Origin of the sequence: Sphingobium aromaticiconvertens, from assembly GCF_037154075.1 — a bacterium.
Classification (GTDB): domain Bacteria; phylum Pseudomonadota; class Alphaproteobacteria; order Sphingomonadales; family Sphingomonadaceae; genus Sphingobium; species Sphingobium aromaticiconvertens.
Map to the genome: position 1 here is coordinate 4,361,966 of NZ_JBANRJ010000001.1, position 15,918 is coordinate 4,377,883.

Annotated in this window: 29 protein-coding genes; 21 read left to right on the top strand and 8 right to left on the bottom strand. The window is 61.6% G+C overall.

All coding sequences use genetic code 11. From position 1 onward, the window contains the following. Positions 1–18 precede the first annotated feature (18 nt). The 4 genes from WFR25_RS21080 to WFR25_RS21095 all read right to left on the bottom strand — a co-directional run bounded on the left by WFR25_RS21080 (position 19) and on the right by WFR25_RS21095 (position 2,695). Positions 19–942 carry a hypothetical protein gene (locus WFR25_RS21080; protein WP_336973429.1) on the bottom strand — a complete coding sequence of 308 codons (924 nt, stop codon included), beginning with the start codon at positions 940–942 and terminating at the stop codon, positions 19–21. Between the two features lie 116 nt (positions 943–1,058). Continuing rightward, positions 1,059–1,400, bottom strand: coding sequence for a capsid cement protein (locus WFR25_RS21085; protein WP_336973430.1), 342 nt, complete (start codon positions 1,398–1,400; stop codon positions 1,059–1,061). 35 nt (positions 1,401–1,435) lie between these two features. After that, the gene (locus tag WFR25_RS21090; RefSeq protein WP_336973433.1) at positions 1,436–2,401 is read right to left on the bottom strand and encodes a hypothetical protein; all 966 of its coding nucleotides are present in this window, start codon (positions 2,399–2,401) and stop codon (positions 1,436–1,438) included. A 120-nt stretch (positions 2,402–2,521) separates the two neighbouring features. After that, positions 2,522–2,695, bottom strand: a complete 174-nt coding sequence (locus WFR25_RS21095) for a hypothetical protein (protein WP_336973434.1) — start codon at positions 2,693–2,695, stop codon at positions 2,522–2,524. A 307-nt stretch (positions 2,696–3,002) separates the two neighbouring features. Here WFR25_RS21095 and WFR25_RS21100 point away from each other — a divergent pair, with 307 nt between their 5' ends. Beyond that, the gene (locus WFR25_RS21100; protein WP_336973436.1) at positions 3,003–3,269 is read left to right on the top strand and encodes a spike base protein, RCAP_Rcc01079 family; all 267 of its coding nucleotides are present in this window, start codon (positions 3,003–3,005) and stop codon (positions 3,267–3,269) included. Between the two features lie 4 nt (positions 3,270–3,273). Further along, positions 3,274–5,304, top strand: coding sequence for a hypothetical protein (locus WFR25_RS21105; protein ID WP_336973437.1), 2,031 nt, complete (start codon positions 3,274–3,276; stop codon positions 5,302–5,304). Between the two features lie 65 nt (positions 5,305–5,369). Here the strand turns inward: WFR25_RS21105 and WFR25_RS21110 are convergent, their stop codons facing one another. The 4 genes from WFR25_RS21110 to WFR25_RS21125 form a co-directional block, all read right to left on the bottom strand. Then, positions 5,370–5,636: a hypothetical protein gene (locus WFR25_RS21110; protein WP_336973438.1), complete on the bottom strand. Its 267-nt coding sequence runs from the start codon at positions 5,634–5,636 to the stop codon at positions 5,370–5,372. Beyond that, positions 5,636–5,872, bottom strand: a complete 237-nt coding sequence (locus tag WFR25_RS21115) for a hypothetical protein (protein ID WP_336973439.1) — start codon at positions 5,870–5,872, stop codon at positions 5,636–5,638. The genes WFR25_RS21110 and WFR25_RS21115 overlap by 1 nt, the downstream gene beginning before the upstream one ends. Before the next feature lie 250 nt (positions 5,873–6,122). Beyond that, positions 6,123–6,497: a hypothetical protein gene (locus tag WFR25_RS21120; RefSeq protein WP_336973440.1), complete on the bottom strand. Its 375-nt coding sequence runs from the start codon at positions 6,495–6,497 to the stop codon at positions 6,123–6,125. A 99-nt stretch (positions 6,498–6,596) separates the two neighbouring features. After that, positions 6,597–7,289, bottom strand: coding sequence for a LexA family transcriptional regulator (locus WFR25_RS21125; protein WP_336973442.1), 693 nt, complete (start codon positions 7,287–7,289; stop codon positions 6,597–6,599). Between the two features lie 119 nt (positions 7,290–7,408). Between WFR25_RS21125 and WFR25_RS21130 the strand changes: the two genes are divergently transcribed. From WFR25_RS21130 to WFR25_RS21220, 19 genes are all read left to right on the top strand, one after another. Further along, positions 7,409–7,654, top strand: a complete 246-nt coding sequence (locus WFR25_RS21130) for a helix-turn-helix domain-containing protein (RefSeq protein ID WP_336973444.1) — start codon at positions 7,409–7,411, stop codon at positions 7,652–7,654. Between the two features lie 112 nt (positions 7,655–7,766). Further along, complete coding sequence (locus WFR25_RS21135) at positions 7,767–9,587, top strand: Mu transposase C-terminal domain-containing protein (protein WP_336973446.1); 1,821 nt, start codon at positions 7,767–7,769, stop codon at positions 9,585–9,587. Next, positions 9,584–10,399, top strand: coding sequence for an ATP-binding protein (locus tag WFR25_RS21140; protein ID WP_336973448.1), 816 nt, complete (start codon positions 9,584–9,586; stop codon positions 10,397–10,399). The genes WFR25_RS21135 and WFR25_RS21140 overlap by 4 nt, the downstream gene beginning before the upstream one ends. Further along, positions 10,399–10,653, top strand: coding sequence for a hypothetical protein (locus WFR25_RS21145; RefSeq protein ID WP_336973449.1), 255 nt, complete (start codon positions 10,399–10,401; stop codon positions 10,651–10,653). Before WFR25_RS21140 ends, WFR25_RS21145 begins: the two co-directional genes overlap by 1 nt. Continuing rightward, a complete protein-coding gene (locus tag WFR25_RS21150; RefSeq protein ID WP_336973450.1) occupies positions 10,650–10,772 on the top strand; it encodes a hypothetical protein in 123 nt (40 codons plus the stop codon). The genes WFR25_RS21145 and WFR25_RS21150 overlap by 4 nt, the downstream gene beginning before the upstream one ends. Beyond that, the gene (locus tag WFR25_RS21155; RefSeq protein WP_336973451.1) at positions 10,769–11,383 is read left to right on the top strand and encodes a hypothetical protein; all 615 of its coding nucleotides are present in this window, start codon (positions 10,769–10,771) and stop codon (positions 11,381–11,383) included. The genes WFR25_RS21150 and WFR25_RS21155 overlap by 4 nt, the downstream gene beginning before the upstream one ends. Beyond that, on the top strand, positions 11,373–11,756 hold the full coding sequence (locus WFR25_RS21160) for a hypothetical protein (protein ID WP_336973453.1): 384 nt from the start codon (positions 11,373–11,375) through the stop codon (positions 11,754–11,756). The genes WFR25_RS21155 and WFR25_RS21160 overlap by 11 nt, the downstream gene beginning before the upstream one ends. After that, a complete protein-coding gene (locus WFR25_RS21165) occupies positions 11,753–11,905 on the top strand; it encodes a hypothetical protein (protein ID WP_336973456.1) in 153 nt (50 codons plus the stop codon). The genes WFR25_RS21160 and WFR25_RS21165 overlap by 4 nt, the downstream gene beginning before the upstream one ends. After that, positions 11,902–12,105, top strand: coding sequence for a hypothetical protein (locus tag WFR25_RS21170; protein WP_336973458.1), 204 nt, complete (start codon positions 11,902–11,904; stop codon positions 12,103–12,105). The genes WFR25_RS21165 and WFR25_RS21170 overlap by 4 nt, the downstream gene beginning before the upstream one ends. Before the next feature lie 4 nt (positions 12,106–12,109). After that, a complete protein-coding gene (locus WFR25_RS21175; RefSeq protein ID WP_336973461.1) occupies positions 12,110–12,676 on the top strand; it encodes a host-nuclease inhibitor Gam family protein in 567 nt (188 codons plus the stop codon). Then, a complete protein-coding gene (locus WFR25_RS21180; RefSeq protein ID WP_336973463.1) occupies positions 12,673–13,011 on the top strand; it encodes a hypothetical protein in 339 nt (112 codons plus the stop codon). The genes WFR25_RS21175 and WFR25_RS21180 overlap by 4 nt, the downstream gene beginning before the upstream one ends. Next, entirely contained in the window at positions 13,008–13,289 is a 282-nt protein-coding gene (locus tag WFR25_RS21185; RefSeq protein ID WP_336973464.1) for a hypothetical protein, read from the top strand. Before WFR25_RS21180 ends, WFR25_RS21185 begins: the two co-directional genes overlap by 4 nt. Continuing rightward, entirely contained in the window at positions 13,286–13,483 is a 198-nt protein-coding gene (locus WFR25_RS21190; RefSeq protein ID WP_336973466.1) for a hypothetical protein, read from the top strand. The genes WFR25_RS21185 and WFR25_RS21190 overlap by 4 nt, the downstream gene beginning before the upstream one ends. Beyond that, the gene (locus tag WFR25_RS21195; RefSeq protein WP_336973468.1) at positions 13,476–13,703 is read left to right on the top strand and encodes a hypothetical protein; all 228 of its coding nucleotides are present in this window, start codon (positions 13,476–13,478) and stop codon (positions 13,701–13,703) included. Before WFR25_RS21190 ends, WFR25_RS21195 begins: the two co-directional genes overlap by 8 nt. Next, entirely contained in the window at positions 13,700–13,972 is a 273-nt protein-coding gene (locus tag WFR25_RS21200; protein WP_336973470.1) for a LexA family protein, read from the top strand. The genes WFR25_RS21195 and WFR25_RS21200 overlap by 4 nt, the downstream gene beginning before the upstream one ends. Further along, positions 13,965–14,660: a regulatory protein GemA gene (locus WFR25_RS21205; RefSeq protein WP_336973472.1), complete on the top strand. Its 696-nt coding sequence runs from the start codon at positions 13,965–13,967 to the stop codon at positions 14,658–14,660. The genes WFR25_RS21200 and WFR25_RS21205 overlap by 8 nt, the downstream gene beginning before the upstream one ends. Further along, a complete protein-coding gene (locus tag WFR25_RS21210) occupies positions 14,660–15,136 on the top strand; it encodes a hypothetical protein (protein WP_336973473.1) in 477 nt (158 codons plus the stop codon). The genes WFR25_RS21205 and WFR25_RS21210 overlap by 1 nt, the downstream gene beginning before the upstream one ends. A gap of 134 nt (positions 15,137–15,270) precedes the next feature. Then, the gene (locus WFR25_RS21215) at positions 15,271–15,630 is read left to right on the top strand and encodes a hypothetical protein (RefSeq protein ID WP_336973475.1); all 360 of its coding nucleotides are present in this window, start codon (positions 15,271–15,273) and stop codon (positions 15,628–15,630) included. Further along, positions 15,627–15,917, top strand: coding sequence for a hypothetical protein (locus WFR25_RS21220; RefSeq protein WP_336973477.1), 291 nt, complete (start codon positions 15,627–15,629; stop codon positions 15,915–15,917). Before WFR25_RS21215 ends, WFR25_RS21220 begins: the two co-directional genes overlap by 4 nt. Position 15,918: the final 1 nt, after the last annotated feature.

Consider the following 15,918-nt stretch of genomic DNA (forward strand, 5'->3'; position numbering starts at 1 on the left):
CCGACCAGGACACGCGGATCAGAGCGCGTCCTGGAACAGGTAGCCCGCGTCGGGACCGACCAGCTCGGGCGAGAACTCGTCCAGCACGTCATTCTTCCAGCTACGGATATCGCCATCCCAGCGGGCCGCTTCGACCAGCGGGTGATTAAGCAACTGATAGGTGTAGCCAAAGCTGGGCAACGGCATCTGGCGCTGACCGGCAGGCGGCACCCAGGCAAGGATGGCGTCGCCGCCCCAGACATCGACGGTGGTGCCATCGGCCTGGTCATAGATGGCATCACCAGACACCACGGTTTCAACATCGAAATAGGCGGCCATCATCGCCAGCGAGATCGCCGACGACGTAGTGTGCTTGTAATGCTCCAGCATCTTGGGATGCTTGCCGAGCGCGCTGTTCAGACCGCCAGCAAGGACAAGGGTGTTGGGTCGCCGGCCGATCCGCTTGCGGACCACTTCCTTTGCATCATACACCTGACCCTTGGGATCGCTGTCGGGGTCCGACCATTTGAAATCGCCCACCAGTGCCGCTTTGTTGGAGGCGGCATAGGCAGCGGCATTGCGCGCAACCAGCGCCTGCTGGATTTCCTTCTCCATCGCGATGACGGCAAGGACGGTGTCGACGCCGACCCGCTGAAGATCGATACCAGGAATGGCACCGGCCTCCTGCTGGAATTCAATGGGCGTGACAGCCGACAGCGCTTCCTGATGAAGACCAACCGCCTTCCCTTCATAGCCGAACTCCAGCGCGGCGATGACCCCGCCAGGCGCGCGACGGGTACGGCGGCGCTTGAAGCTGGACCGATCGAACTCGATCCGCTTGGCGGCGCGCGTGGGCATGGAGACGGTGGGAAAGAGCGCCCCGCCGACCATTTCGGCATTGGAGTAGCCGCGCGAATGCTCGGTAAGGATGGGATCGACGACGCGCGCCTGGGAACCGTTCATGGACATGGAAAACTGCCTTTCAGAGAGAATTGGTTGGGGAGGCCGTTGCGCCGCCTGAGTGCAGTCAGGCCGCCTCCCCTGGGCAGTGGCGGGCGGCCGGTGTCGGCCGCCAGTCCCTAGAATGTGAGCAGCACCTCGATCTTCTGACCGTCAGCCGTCGCGGCGGTGACCGCGTAGCCGAGGATTTCCCCGACATCGGCCTGGGCAATGGCCTTTCCGCTGCCATCAGCCGCAGCCTTGACCGGCCCTCGCTCGGCAATGGCGCCCCCGGCCTCGACGATCGACGTGCCGAGGACATCGACGGCGAGAGCCTCGCCCGTTGCGGCTGCAAATTGGGACACGCCCTGCGCCTTGGCGGCGGACGCACAATGCGCGCCGGTGAGAAGGCCGACGAAGCGATTGGCGGCGACAGCAGCGGTCGCGATGGCCGTCATGGTAAAAAGTGCGGTTTTCTGCATCGGTTGTTCCTGTTCAGAGAGGATAAGGGAAGGGATCAGCCCGCCTCAGCGCGCTTGACGGCGACCATGAAATCCATGCCCGGATTGTCCTGCTGGATGCGTTTGGCGCGGCCGTGGAGTTCGGCCATTTCCGGGTCGACCTCGTAGCCTTCGGGCGCGGCGAAGCTGACGTAGGACTTGTCGCCCTTCGGCTTTGCGCCATGTTCGCCGAGATCAAGCAGCGGCGCGCCGGTAGATAGCAACTTCTTCAGCGCGGCGGCGGGGGCCATATCGCCCGCTTCGCCGAAGCTGACGACGGCGGTAACGTCGAGCTGGTCGAGAACGCCCACGACGATGTCCTTGGCCGCAGGGGCAAGGGTCGCGGCGGCGATCAGTCCCTCGGCGAAGCTGACATTGCCTTCATGGATCGCCTGTTTGGCCGCGATCTTGTCGGCCTTGTCGCGAGCGGCCAAGGCGATCTCGCGCTGTTCCAGCGTCTGTTCGCGGGTATTGAGTGCGGCTTCCCGCTCGGCGAAGCTCGCCAGGTCCGACATGCTATCTTCCTTTGGTAGTGAAAAATCGATGGTGGCGGTGCCGTCATCATCGCCCTCGGCGAATGACACGGTGCCCAAGCCCTTGATCCCCGGCGCGTGGGCGCCAAGAAAGCCGATATGCTTCAGCCCCCAGACGCCAGGCGTGGGATTGGCAGGATGCTGGGGCGGATAGAAACGGGCGGAAACCTTGTGGTAGCGCTTGGCGCGCACCGCCTCGGCAAAGCTCGGTTCGATGTCGTCTGGCGTTGCGACCAGCTCGCCATTCTCGACCGCCAGCGACTTCACCCAGCCATAGGCGGGATCGTCCAGCTTGGGGTGGCCGATGACCAGCGGCGCCGGGTCGGACGCCGGATTATAGGCAGCGGCGGTTGCGGCGAAATCCGCCTCGGTAAAAGAAACGGACGTGCCCTCATTAGAGATGAAGGTGCCGGGACGGCCAATGCGGATGGTGGGAGATGTCTGATCCATGCCAGCCTGTTAGGCGGCAGATCATGGTGCGATTGGCTTCCGGTCATGGAAACCACATCAAAATCAAAGCAATCGCTCCACCGCAGATCGCAGCAGCCGGGCCGAATTGCAAGGCAGTCGTCAGCCCATCAATGCAATCAGCCTGTTTGCCAGGGAAAGCATGAAGCCGCCAAGCTCGACGAGGCCCAGAACGGTCATGGGCACGAACAGGACGATAAGCCAGAAATCCAGCGTCAGAAACCGTGACCGGCGACGCGGAGGATCGGGATCACGATCGGACCATTCGTTGAGCATATTCCATCACCTCTATGCTGGATGGCACCATGGCGCAAAGGTATCGAATGGAATAGCCGCTAGATTGCCGTGGGCACGATGCCCACTAGGGTCGCGGGCATTTCAGGTGGATCGGTTAGGCCCGGCATCAAATTGCGCCTGACGGGCCTTAAATCGGCCCGTCCACCATAGCACTCTCAACATGGCCCGGTTGGCGTCCATCCATGGAACGCAAGGGTTGGTGCCTTCCGCCCTATCCGGGACTGACGGGCGCATGGCCAACATGGCCGGATCAGCTCGGTTGCACAACCCCTGAAGGAGCCATGACTTGGCCGACAAATTCATGAATGTGGCGGACACGCCGGACGGCCCCAGTTGCGCGCCATTCGCTATCGTGCCCCACGATATCAACCCGCTCGCTGCCGTGCCCAAGGGCATTTATGTCGGGTCTGGCGGCGACGTAACCTTGCGCGGAAAAGACAGCGACGCTGATGTGACATACTATAATCTGCCTGATGCCAGCTACATCGCCGTGCGGGCTTCCCATGTCCGTTTCACCGGCACGACCGCCTCGAACATGATCGCGGAGGCCTGACACGATGACGCGCACTTCAGGAGCCATTGGCGGGTCTTCGCTCGGCGGCGTATCCCTCACGTCACGATATGGCGCCCGTCCCGGAACGGATATCGCCGCAGCTTTGCAGGATGCCCTGCTGGACACCACCACGCCCCAGATCATCATCCCAGGCGGCAATTATGATGCGAGCAAGCTGCTCCTGACCGAGAGGGTCAGGAAACACGTCATTGCAGCGCCTGACGCCAAGTTCCGCTGGATCGGCGACGATAGCATGATCCAGCTTAATCCCGGCCCGGAATGGGTCGAGGATGTCCTGGCGATCACTCAGGAGACAGCCCCACTGGGGGACGGCGCCAGCGGGAACACGACTTATAGCGTTCTGACCCTGGCGAACGACCGTCAGGTGGAACCGGGGTCTGTCTACAAGATCGTAAGCGACGATCCTCTTGATAATGTGCTGGAAGCGGGCAATCCGCTGCTTCGTCGGCGCAAGGGCGAGAATGTCTTCGTCGGCGCCGCATCATCAGGTGCGACCGTCAAGCTGACAGGCGTCCTGCTCGATACCTATGCAACCGGCATGAAGCTGCTCAAATACCGCCCTCCCAGCTTTAGCTGGACTGGTGGGTCGTTCGATTTCGACCCGGCCGCTATATCCGCCGCGCCTTCGACCAGCGCCATCTTCAAGCTGCTCAACATGCACGCCCCCCAGCTTGATAATGTCGATGTCCTGGGCGGCAAGCTGCCCTTCGTCTATTTCGGTGGATGCTTCGGCCCGTCGCTGGATAACGCGCGCTTTTCCGACATTCGGACTGACCCGGCCATCGGCCAGTTCGGTTATGGTATCAACAACGTGTCTTCCGAGGGCGGCAGCTTTACCCGCTTGATCGGTCACAATCTGCGCCATCTCAAGACGGACAACTGCCATTATACGCAGGCCGGTGATGGCCTGCATGAACGGCGCGGACGACCGAGGGGCAATCGGGTGGATGGTCTCTATGCGCGCGGTTGCACCAATGCTCCCGCTGATACGCATGAGACCGGCGACGGCACCTTCTACACCGGCGTCCGTACCGGCGGCACCTTCGCTGGTCCATCCAGCGGCGGCGCGGCCTATAATGCGCGCGGCAATACTGTCGAGTTCACCGACTGCCATTCGCTGGGCGACTATAAGGGCTTCCAGCTATCGGTGGTCGACGGTTGCCTCATTGAGAACAGCACCGTGAAGGATGCCTGGCTTCGCGCTTTGCAGATCGACATGCCGGACAGCGCGATCTTCTCCCGCAACATCCGGCTGCGCAATTCGATTTTCGGGACACGCGGTCCCAATGCCCCAGCCCGCTTTGGCGACAGCAACCTCAATGGCTATCAGGCCGAGATCGTCGAAGCGTCGAACCTGACCTTCAAACTCAGCGCCAATGCCAACACCACATCGCTGCTGGAATTTGGCGGCGCGAGGGTGCGGGGACGGAACTGGACGCTCGACCTTCGCGACTATGTGGCGACAAGTTCGGCGGGTGCGGTGACGCTGTTCCAGTTCCTGACCAGCAACAACGATGTCGAAATCGACGGCGTGACCATCATCGCGCCGTTGGACACATCGGCTTTCGCCACCGCCTGGGCGTCGATCGCCGGGGCCTCGGCGGCGGGCAACACCTCGCGCCTGGTGCTGCGCAATGTCACCGTGGTTGCCGACAAGGATTTCGTCGGTGCGTCCATCCCCAACGGCAACATCTTTGGCGTCCATGCGAACCTGACAGGCGACGTCATGCTGTCAGGAGAAAAGGTGATTTCCGCCACCAGGACGGCGACGGATTTCATGGATACAACCTCCGCAGCCCCGTCGATCGCGAAGGTGGCGGACAAGCTGATCACGATCCGCAGCGGATCGTCCGCCGCTACCGCCGTCACCGTCGCTGTGACTGGAAAGCCCGATGGCCATCGCTTCCGCTATGTCAACAGCGGCGCCGGGGAGAAGACCGTCAACGGCATTGCGATTGCCCAGGACCAGGCGCGCGAGTGGGTGGTGCGCGGCGGTGTTGCGCTAGCCGCATAATGATCCGTCCCGTGACGGGGCGCGACACTGTGAGAACAAGTCGCCTAGCGCTCCGTCACGGCAAGTCAGATGATCTTTTTTGGCGCGCGCGGTGGCCCCGCCGGATCGGGTTCGTCCGCGCCCCAGCGGCCCAATGTACCGAGAGGATCGACCGGATCGGTTTCGATCACCATCCTGTTGGGGCCATCCACATACCGAGCCAAGGTTTCCGCCATGCGGCTGGCGCGGCTAGAGAGATCAAGGACGTTCTCGCCGCTTCGCTTGAATGAAAAGTCTTCCCGCAACAGGGTAGCGAAATAGTTGACCAGGTCTTGTCGGCGAAGGCGGCGCATCAGTGCGCCGCCCAGTCCAGTTCGGCATCCTCCAGGGCGATATGCATGTCTGGGTCCGCCTCCAGCTTACTGAGCCGGACGGCCACGTCCTGGACGTCGCCATCGATCGGAAACTTGGGATCGCGGTGACCGGCGCGCGCCAGCTCGCCGATCATATCGTCGCGCTTCATCTGCGCCAGCAACCACCGTGCGAAATTCGGCTTGTCCTGGTTCGATGTGGGGTCGAAATATATCATCCTCATTCTCCTGTGAAACCCGTCCGAGTGGGTCACAGACGATGTCGGCCGGTACGATCAGATAATTCTGGCCACCCTCATCCCTGGTCGCCAGCCCGGCCGCCCAGGCATCACGCCAGGCGGTTTTACGATCGGCCCGCCAGGGACCAACAGGCTTGTCCAGTATGCGAAATTGCCAACGCACCAATGCTCTCCATCACCGACTCGGGCGATGAAGGATAATAGAACAAATAGAGAACATGGGAAATCGCTATTCAGCTTCATTCTGCGGAGCAGCGGTTTCATTGATTGAAAATGTCTGAGCATTGTTGCGATGAATTTCGCCAGAGGCGAAAAAAAGCCCCAGCATCGCAATCACACCCAAAACGACCCAAGCGAGCCATTTGTTGTCGGTTGTACTACTAGCCAATCCGGTTTCATCCACCAAGCGATGCAACCCAGATGTGGGCTGCGGCGTGGTAAGAATGGCATCGTCTCGACCCGGCAAGAACGAAATAGCCCGAATAATCCATCCTGTCATGAACAGCAAAACAGCTAATCCAACACTTCCCGATCCAACATACATCACAAGCCATTTCGCCATAAGATCACTGGTATCGATGCTAGGATAGGTATCGACATGCATATTCGCACCCATCAGAAGTAATAGCACTCCTAGGATCAAAAGAACCCATGCTCCTACAATCTGACTATTCCCATCAGGCCTTTTCACTGACATCCCCCCTCAAACTGCCTTAAATGTAAAAACTGATTTCCCGATGACTTGGATGCGTTCTTGTTCCTTGCTCAGATCAATAACAATCGGACCATATATTGGGTTACGGCTCATGAGTTGAAGGAAATGCCCCTCTCGCTGGAGCCTCTTAATCATAAGACAATCATCCAGCCGGATCACCGCAAGCCCGTTCTCAAGTTTATTCTTGGCAGTGTCGATCGCTACCCAATCTCCGTCCGAAAGATCTGGCAGTTGACTATCCCCCGATATCTGGATCATTCGTAAGCCATTGATGTTACCGAAGCTTCGCCGCAACCAATCTTCAGCGAATTGAAATGGCGCGTGCCCCATTTCCTCGCCCCACATGAATGAGCCGTCACCAGCCGCCGCTTTTGTCGCGAGCGCGGGAATATCCATCATGCCTGAGCGGGAAGCTTCAGTAAGCCCAACATCACGAACATCAACGGAACGCTCGTCCATTATGCGCTGGGTCATCTTGCGGGATAGGCCATCGAATACCGCCGTCCTCGCATTTTCTGCTGCTTGGATGTCCTGCTCGGTTAGCCCTTCGGCCCTCACGATTTTGCCCACGCGCTCCGCTGTAATAGGGCTTTTCCCCGCGATCATCCGCTGAAGCGTCGCATAAGGTATGCCTGTGCGTTCTGCGGCCTGCTTCTGTGTGCCCAGCTTCTCGACCAGCACTCTGAGAAACTCCTGCATGCCACTAGACACAGGCATTCTCCAACATCATTTTTTGATGTTGACATCTAACTTGATGTTCCAATAGAGGTGTAAACATCAGTTTGATGTTAGGAACACCCGTGGATTGGCATCCCGAAGATATTAAAGCAGCGGTCCGCAAGCGTGGCAGTTCACTGGCAGCACTTGCTCGCCAAGGCGGCATCTCGACCCAAGCCCTTTCTCTGACATTGCAGGCTCGCGTCTCTGAGAAATGCGAACTGATCATCTCTGATTTTCTCAACATCCATCCGAGCGAAATCTGGCCATCGCGCTATCGCGACGATGGCACAAGAATGGGCAGCGGGCGCCGGAGCGCCGCCGCATGAATGTCACCTATCATGAACAAAGGGCGTTGTCTTGTGCCCTTTACGTTCTCCCCAGTGATCCGGTGTGGCGAGTCAAAATGGCACATATCCGCGTGTGCGAAGGCCGGCTGGCATGAGCGTGACGGGAGCCAAAGCGTCCGCGTGGCTCAGCGCGCAGGAGATCGCCGATCTTCGCCTTGCTGGCCTGCCGACCACGAAGCGCGGCGTCCATGAGCGAGCAAACGCCGAAGGCTGGGAATGGCAACCACGACCAGGTCGCGGTGGGGGGCGAGTCTATTCCATTCTCGGAATGCCTGAAGCTGCCCGGAGCGACTATCTCGGCCGCCTGGGTGATCAGCCCGACCCCAACATTCGCACGATGGGCCGTCCAGTCGGGTCTGATTTTTTCACCCGTAACCCTGACGTTGCGGATGCTGTTCTGTCGATCATCGCCGCGCAGAAGGTTTCGGCTGCTAACGTTATCAAGCTGCTGCGTGGGTTGGGCTTCACAGAGCTACCTCCCCTGCGGATGCTCCAACGGCACATACGCAAGATCGAAGATCAGCAGCGCGTCCTGCTGACGGCCATCCGAGATCCAGATCGTTTCAAGTCGCGCTATCGCCCTTCGCTCGGCCGTATGGATGCGACCGTCTCCTATGCCCATGAAATGTGGGAGATCGACACGACCAAGGCGGATGTGATGTGCACCGATGGCCGCAAGGCGATCCTGGGCATCATCGACCGCTGGTCGCGCCGGGCGCGCTTCATGGTCGTCGAGAGCGAAAGCGCGCAGTCGGTACGCCGGATGCTGGTGTCCACCATCATGGCCTGGGGGGTCATGCCCGCCATCCTGAAGGTTGATAACGGCTCGGGCTTTATCAACACATCCATAGGGTCAGCGCTCGACACGCTCGGCATCGTGCTGGAACCGTGCTTGCCCGGAACCCCGGAGGACAAGCCCCACGTCGAACGCCTGTTCGGCACCTTCAACCGGGGACGCGCATCCCTGCTCAAAGGCTTCATCGGTCACAATGTCGCTCAAGCCCAGCAATTGCGGGCCGCCGCGAAGAAGAAGACTGGCCGGGCCGTAATTGAGCCAGGGATCGACAGCACCGAATTGCAGCGCATTTTGGATGCTTGGGTCGACGGCGAATATCACCAGCGCACCCACGGTTCGCTCAAGATGTCCCCGATGGAGAAATGGCAGCGCTCGCCAACCCCAGCGCGCGCAGCACCGCCGGAAAACCTGCTCAAGATCGCCCTGTCAGCCTTCGCGACGACTGCCATTGTCGGCAAGCGCGGTGTCCGCTGGAAGAATGGGCGCTACTGGTCGCCCGCCCTGGTCGCGCACATGGACAAGCCTGTCACGCTGCGCCGTGACGAGGACGATCTGGGCGCGCTGTTCGTCTTCGACGCCGACGGCAACTACATCGACACGGCGGTCAATGCCGCCCGGTCGGGCATGGCCGAACAGCAATTCGCCATGGCGGCGCGGCATCAGATGACCACGCATATGAACGCCGCCAAGGCCGAATTGCGCAAGAAACAGGGCAAGTTCTCGATCGAGAAAGCCCGTGACCAGCTACTTCGGCAGGAAGCAGAGGATGCGGGCAAGCTCGCGCATCTGCCGATGCCCGCGCGTCACGCACCCACATCGGCCATGGACAGCATCGCCAATGCGCCAGCACCGGCGCCGGTCGATGCCGCCCGCGTCGAGGAAGCCCTGCGCACCACCGCGCCGGTCGCCATCACCGCGCGGACGCCCGAACAGAAGGTCGCCGAGGCCGACGCCATATTGGCTGGCCATGCGCGCGGCGACGCCATCGATGCCGAAACGCTCGGACGTGCCCGGCTCTACGCCGCCACCACGGAATATCGCGCTCAGAAGATCATGACGGGCCACTTCGCGCCCGCACCGACCGCCCCGGCCGAACGACGCCAGGGGGCCGCATGAACCGCCCTTTCAACAGCCTTGCAACACCGGAGGATCAGCCGATGAATGCCCTTGTAAACGAACCGCGACTGGATTTGGGGGACGGTCCCCGTCTCAATGCCCAGCTCACCAATATGGGCCTGTGCCTGCGCACCCTGCTCGACTGCCAGGAGGCAGGTGGCGACACGCCGCGCATGGGCCTGTTCTATGGCTTCTCGGGCTACGGCAAGACGGTAGCCGCCGCCTTCGCCGCTGCGCGTACCAATGCCATCTACATCCATGCCCAGTCGATCTGGACCCAGCGGTCGATGCTGGAGGCGCTCGCCGAAGAAATGGGCCTGCCCATCGTCAAAAAGACCGCCGCCGCCCTGCTCAAGCAGATCATCGAGCAACTGAACAATGATCCGCAGTCCATCATCATTGATGAGATGGACCATCTGGTTCACAAGAAACTGACGGAGATCATCCGCGACATCCACGATGCCACGCGCGTCGGCATCCTGATGATCGGCGAAGAGGCGCTGCCCTCCAAGCTGAAGGAATGGGAGCGGTTCGATAACCGCATTCTCGTTGCCACCGCTGCCCAGCCTGCCTCCATCACCGACGCCCTGAAGCTGCGCGATCACTACTGCACCCGCATCAAGGTCGAGGACGACCTAGTCGAACTGTTCACGACGCGCTGCAAGGGCATCACCCGCCGTATCGTCGTCAACCTGAAGGCCGCGCAACGCAGCGCCGCCGAAGAAGGCCTGACCAGCATCGATCGCACCTGGTGGGGCGCGCGCCCGATCGTGAACGGCGACATCGCCGTCCGTCGCCGGGAGACAGTGTGATGTTCATGACCACTGGCTTTGAGACCGGCCTTTGCCGAGACACTGGCGCACCGTGTGTTCTCTTCCACTTCGCCAATGGCTGGACCGGCTCGCTGGTCATGCGGATGGGAGGCCGGACGACCAGGACGCCGATGGCATCTGTCGTTGCCTGGCTGACGGATCACCCAGACCGGAAAGTGGTTGGGCCGACCCAAGCCAGCGCCGACTGCGCAATAGCGTGGCTGGACGATGTCCGCATGCGGGAGGTCGTATGACCACGACGATCATCGTGAGCGTCATAATCTTCCTGGGGGGCAATCTTCTGGGCTGGGGCATCGTCCGGGGCGGCGCGCTACGCGAGCAGCGGCAGGACCGGGAGGATGAGCAGCCATGAGCTTCGTCCTCGCCCCCCGGATGCGCGATCCCGTGCAGGCCGCATGGACGCTGCTGCGCTTCGCAGGCCGCCCCATGACGGTCTCTGACATCATATTCGACGACGCCTTCCCCCAGCGGTTCGCTGGCGGGGAACTGGGCATGATCATTCAGGCTCTCAATGGCTGGCGCGGGGCCGGTCTGATTGACGGGCCTAAGAAACCGGAGACTTTCATAATGCGACAGGAGGCAAAAGCCCTCCGCAACCCGCCTGCCGGATCAGGCGGGCGGCAGCCAGCGAAGCGCTCGGGTCGCCAGCGCATCTGGACCGCCATGCGGGTGCTGAAATCGTTCGACCTGGTTCACCTGTGCATCACGGCCGAGGTGGAGCGTAAATTTGCCCGTCATGTGCTGGGCCAGCTCACGCGCGCGGGATACCTTGCCAGCGACCCGGTCCCGAAAGGCGACCAGCCGCGCTGGCGGGTCGTGCGCCGCACCGGACCGCACCATCCTTCGATCGAATATACGCGGGGTCGGCCGACCGCCTTGCGTGATCGCCTCACAGGCGAACGCTTTGATCTGGCCTTCACCACCGCCTTTTTTTTGAAGTCGGAGGTTAACTATGTCCAGTAACCACGGCCTGCCGACGAACATGGACCGCGCGATCGTCGCGTGGGGCGCGGATATGCCTGCATGGGTACGCCTGCTGGCCAGCGCCTGCGATAACGACAATCAGCGGACGGTCGCCGATCGTCTGTGCAAATCGAGCGGCTATATCAGCCGCCTGATCAACCACAGCTATGCGGGCAGCTACGAAGAGGCCGAGACGATCATCCGGGCCGCATATGGCCAGGAAGACGTCAACTGCCCGATCTTCGGCGCCATTCCTCTTGCCAGTTGCCTCAGCAATCGCAGGCGCAAGGCACCGCCGCGTCATCCTATCCATCATCAATATGCGGCGACCTGCCCGGCCTGCCCGAACAACACCGATGGAGGCCGGACATGATGGCCCGCCTCCATGCCCTCGGGCGCCGCTGGTTTTCCGATAGCCATGTCGATGGCGCGGTCGAGTTGAACATCGCCGTGCGGCAATTCGCGCTGATCCTAGGCCCGCTGTTGGTGATCGGCATCGGCATCATGGCGGTGCTGCCATGACCGCGCCCCGCCTCGACTTCCGCGCCCTTCAGGCAGGCCGTGGATACGTCATCTTCTACCGCCAGTGCGAACCCAACCACTGCCCCGGCTGCGGCGGTAGCGCCTGGCACGTCGGACGCCAGTCCGCCGAATGCGCGCGATGCGGCACGGCCATCCCGCACTTTTCCCCCGGCATCCCAATCGTCAATCAGGAAGGATAATTTCATGGCCGCTTCACGCCGCAAGGCACCCAAGCAGGAAGCCCCGCAGACTATTGAGCAGGCGGTCGCGGGCATCGTCGAATATCGCGACCTGATCGACAAACAGGATGAGCTGAAGGCGGATGCCGCCAGGTCCATCGCCGCGATTGAGGCGGCGCGGGATGAATTCGCGGCTCCGATCAAGGCCCGCGCCGACACCCTCTTTCGTCAGCTTCGCGTTTGGTGGGGCGTCGCCGCGCCCGAAATGACCGACAGCAAACGCAAGTCAATCGAACTGGCGGGATGCGTCATCGGTGAACGCACTGCGCCGCCATCGCTCAAGCATGATGGCATGAAGGCCGAAGCCCTGGTCGATGATCTGGCCGACCTGTGCATGGCAGAGTTGCTGAAGGTAACGACGAAGCTCGACAAACAGGCCTGCATTCGCGCCATCCGGGATGGTGATGAACTCGGCCAACTGCTGGTCTGGCTCGGCGCGCGCAACCACCAGGCCGAAGAGTTCTTTATCGACCGCGCGGGCAAGAAGGACGCGGACCCCGAAATCGTCGACATCGAGGAGGCCGCGGAATGACGCTTCTTCGCGATGTTGAGGACTTCCTCGACCGAACCCTCATTTCCCCGTCAGCCTTCGGTGATCATGTGGCCAGCAACTCATCATTGATGAACCGCTGGCGCAGCGGTCAAATCCGTATCGGCCCACAGCGGGAGGCCCGTATCCGCGCTTATCTGGCGGAAAACAGTACGCCCGAGAAGATCGCGGAACTGCGGGCCAAGTCGGGCAAACGCCTCAACCTTCATGCGCCCAACACCAACGACCCGGACAACTGGCCGTCCCGCGCGACCAAGGCGTCTGCGAAGCTGCTTGCCGCCATCCGCCAGCATCATCCCGAAAGGTGCGGCGCATGAGCTTCCTGTATGACATCCCGACGGATACCATCGTCGCGGCCGAGGATGGCGGTCTGATCGCGACGCCAGAGGAAACGGTCGATCCCGAGGACAGCCTGAAGATGGCAGCGGCCCCGGAATTGTTCGACGCGCTGGGCGCCATCTATCATGCGCATCAGATCGGCGAATTGCCCTTGCCTGCCGCACTTGCGGAGGCAGCGTCCGACGCCTTGCGGAAGGCATCACCGCCTTGGGACGCCACCGCCTGTGACGCGATGGTCGCGGTGACGTGGCCATGACGCTGCGCATCTACATCATCGCCGCCGACACGCCCGAGGCGTTGCGCCTCGGACTTGCCCCCGGCCACCGTTTCCCGCCGCGCGTCGAAGCGCTCCAGGAGATCGTCGGACTCCGCGATCTGGCCGATCCGGCGCGTATGCGCGCGGTGGCCGTCCAGTTTCGCGATCATTTCAAGGATCATGCACATGGCTGAAGATCGCCAACGAGTGCCCCCCGACGGGCGCCAATATATCGTCATCGAAAATGCGGGAATGGTCGACGCGCAAGATGTCGGCAAATTCGGAACGCGCTGGGCAGCCGAAAAATGGCTGGAAAAGACTTATTCCGTGAATGAGCGGGATCGGGCGCATCCCCTCTGCCTGTTCCCTGACATCTGTGTCGAGATCGATGGCGTTCGGAGCTATGACATATGACCCCGGAAATGCTCCGCACCTTGAAGTTTGTGCAGGCGTATCACGCCGCAAACGGTGTCTCGCCCACCGTTCGTGAAATCATGATCCATGAAGGCGGGAAAAGCCCCGGCCCCGTGTCGCGTCGCCTCCAGGCGCTGGTGGATCGCGGCTATCTCGTCCGCCTGCCCGGCCGCGACCGCAACGTAGCTCCAGCGCAGATCGATCTCACGGACATCCCCATCGACAAGCTGCTGGGTGAACTCGAACGACGGAGAGCGCTCCATGGCTAAATCATTGAAGATCGTTGCTCCCGCCCGCCAAGTCGGGAAGGCCGAGTTCGGGCGCCGTCGTCTCATGATCGCCGTGCGCGCCGCCTGCCGTCGCCAGGGCATCGACGACGACATGCGCAAGGATATCCAGACGGAGCTGATCAAGAAGGCCAGCATGTCCGACATGGACCTAGGCGAACTGGGGCGGCTGCTCGACCATCTCAACCAGGGATGGAAGGGGCCGATGGGCCACCGTGCCCATGTCGGCAAGATCAAGGCGCTATGGTGGACGCTATACTGGCTGGGCGGCGTGGACGATCCCGACGACAGGGCAATCTCTGCCTTTGTCGAGCGACAGACCGGCGTCGGCGCGCTCAACTTCCTCGACCATCGCAAGGCTTCGTCCGTGATCGAAGCGCTCAAGTCCTGGGCAACCCGTCTTGGCGTCGTCTGGCCTGCGCCGGAAAAGACCGCCGAAATCACGGCGCACACCCCTGATTTCTCCGACCAGCATCATGATCGCCATGCCGTGCTGACCGCCCTGGAACAGCAGTTGCGCGCGGGTGGCGTCCTGCGCGGCCATTATGCCCACTATCTCCAGGCGGCGATGGGGCTGGGCATGAACCATCGGGGCTGGACCGCGCAGGAACTGGACGCGGCGATCCGGCTGCTGGGCGGCAAGGCCCGGCGCCTGAAGGCCAAACCCTGATGGCGAAGGCGCTCACCACCAGGCCGGAAGACCTGCCGATCCCGGAGGATGCCAAAGCCCAGGCATCCTGGCCGCCGATCATGCTCGACATGGCGGCGCATATCGGCCCCTATGATACGCTGCGCATCGTCGATGCGTTCGCCGGGCAGTGTATCTATATACCCATTGACCCTTCAAAATCGCCGTTCATGGATATATTGGGCAGCGATAGGGCGGCGGTGTTCGCGCATGTCTATGGCGCGGAGCGCTTGCCCATCCCGGCGGGCCGCAATGCCCTGGCGCGCGCCAGGCGCGCTGGCGTCATCGCCCTGGTCCGCGCGAAGCGCATGACCCTCAAGGATGGCGCTGCGCTGCTAAGAATGCCGCTGCGGCACATGTCGACCTTGATCAATAAGACCGATGAAGGCACAGATGCCGAGCCAGCCGTTCTTCTTGAACGCCCCCGCGACCCCCGCCAACTCGATATGTTCGGCTAAATCAGCCCCTAGGTTCCCTGTGCGGAACCCACGCGCGCGCGCGCGACAGCCCCAAATTGCAATGGTCGTTAATCGCCGTTGCACCGGGGGCTTCCTTGTCGTTTCACATCCATTCGCTGGTCGGGAGGTAGCTCATGCCCTCCTGGTTCAGCATCGTCACCGACCTGTGGCCCATCGCGTCCACCATCACCCCTCTCATCCTGCTGGCGGGCTTCTTCTGGCTGCGCACGAAATTCCCGCTGAAGGAGGATTTCGACAAGCTCGCTGATATCGTCGATAAGCTGGGCGACGAGCAGATCGCCTGTTCCGCCCGTCTGAAAGCCGTCGAAAACGATCAGGTCAGCGAGCCGACCCGCGTCCAGATCATGGCGCAGATGACCGTCATGTCGAACAAGGTCAGCCGCGTTGAAGCGCAGACTGAAGGCGTCCAGACGCAGTTGAGAACGGCCAACGACTATCTTCAGATCATGGTTGAACGGGGCTTGGGCAAATGATCCCCGCGCCGATCCTCCCCCTCATCCGCCGCGCCATCCTCGATCTGCTGAACGATATCGGCGGTGAGCAGAATGACGATTATCTGGTGGTGTTGCTGTCTGACCTCGGTCACCGCATCGCCCGCCGCGACATTGCGACCCAGATGGACTGGCTCGCAGGCGAGCGCCTGATCGAAGTCGAGGAGCTGGGGCCATATAAAGTCGGCCGCATCCTGTCCGACGGTCGCGACATCGCCGAGGGTCGCCTCGTTGTAGAGGGCGTCTGGCGCCACAAGACCGGCGACTGAC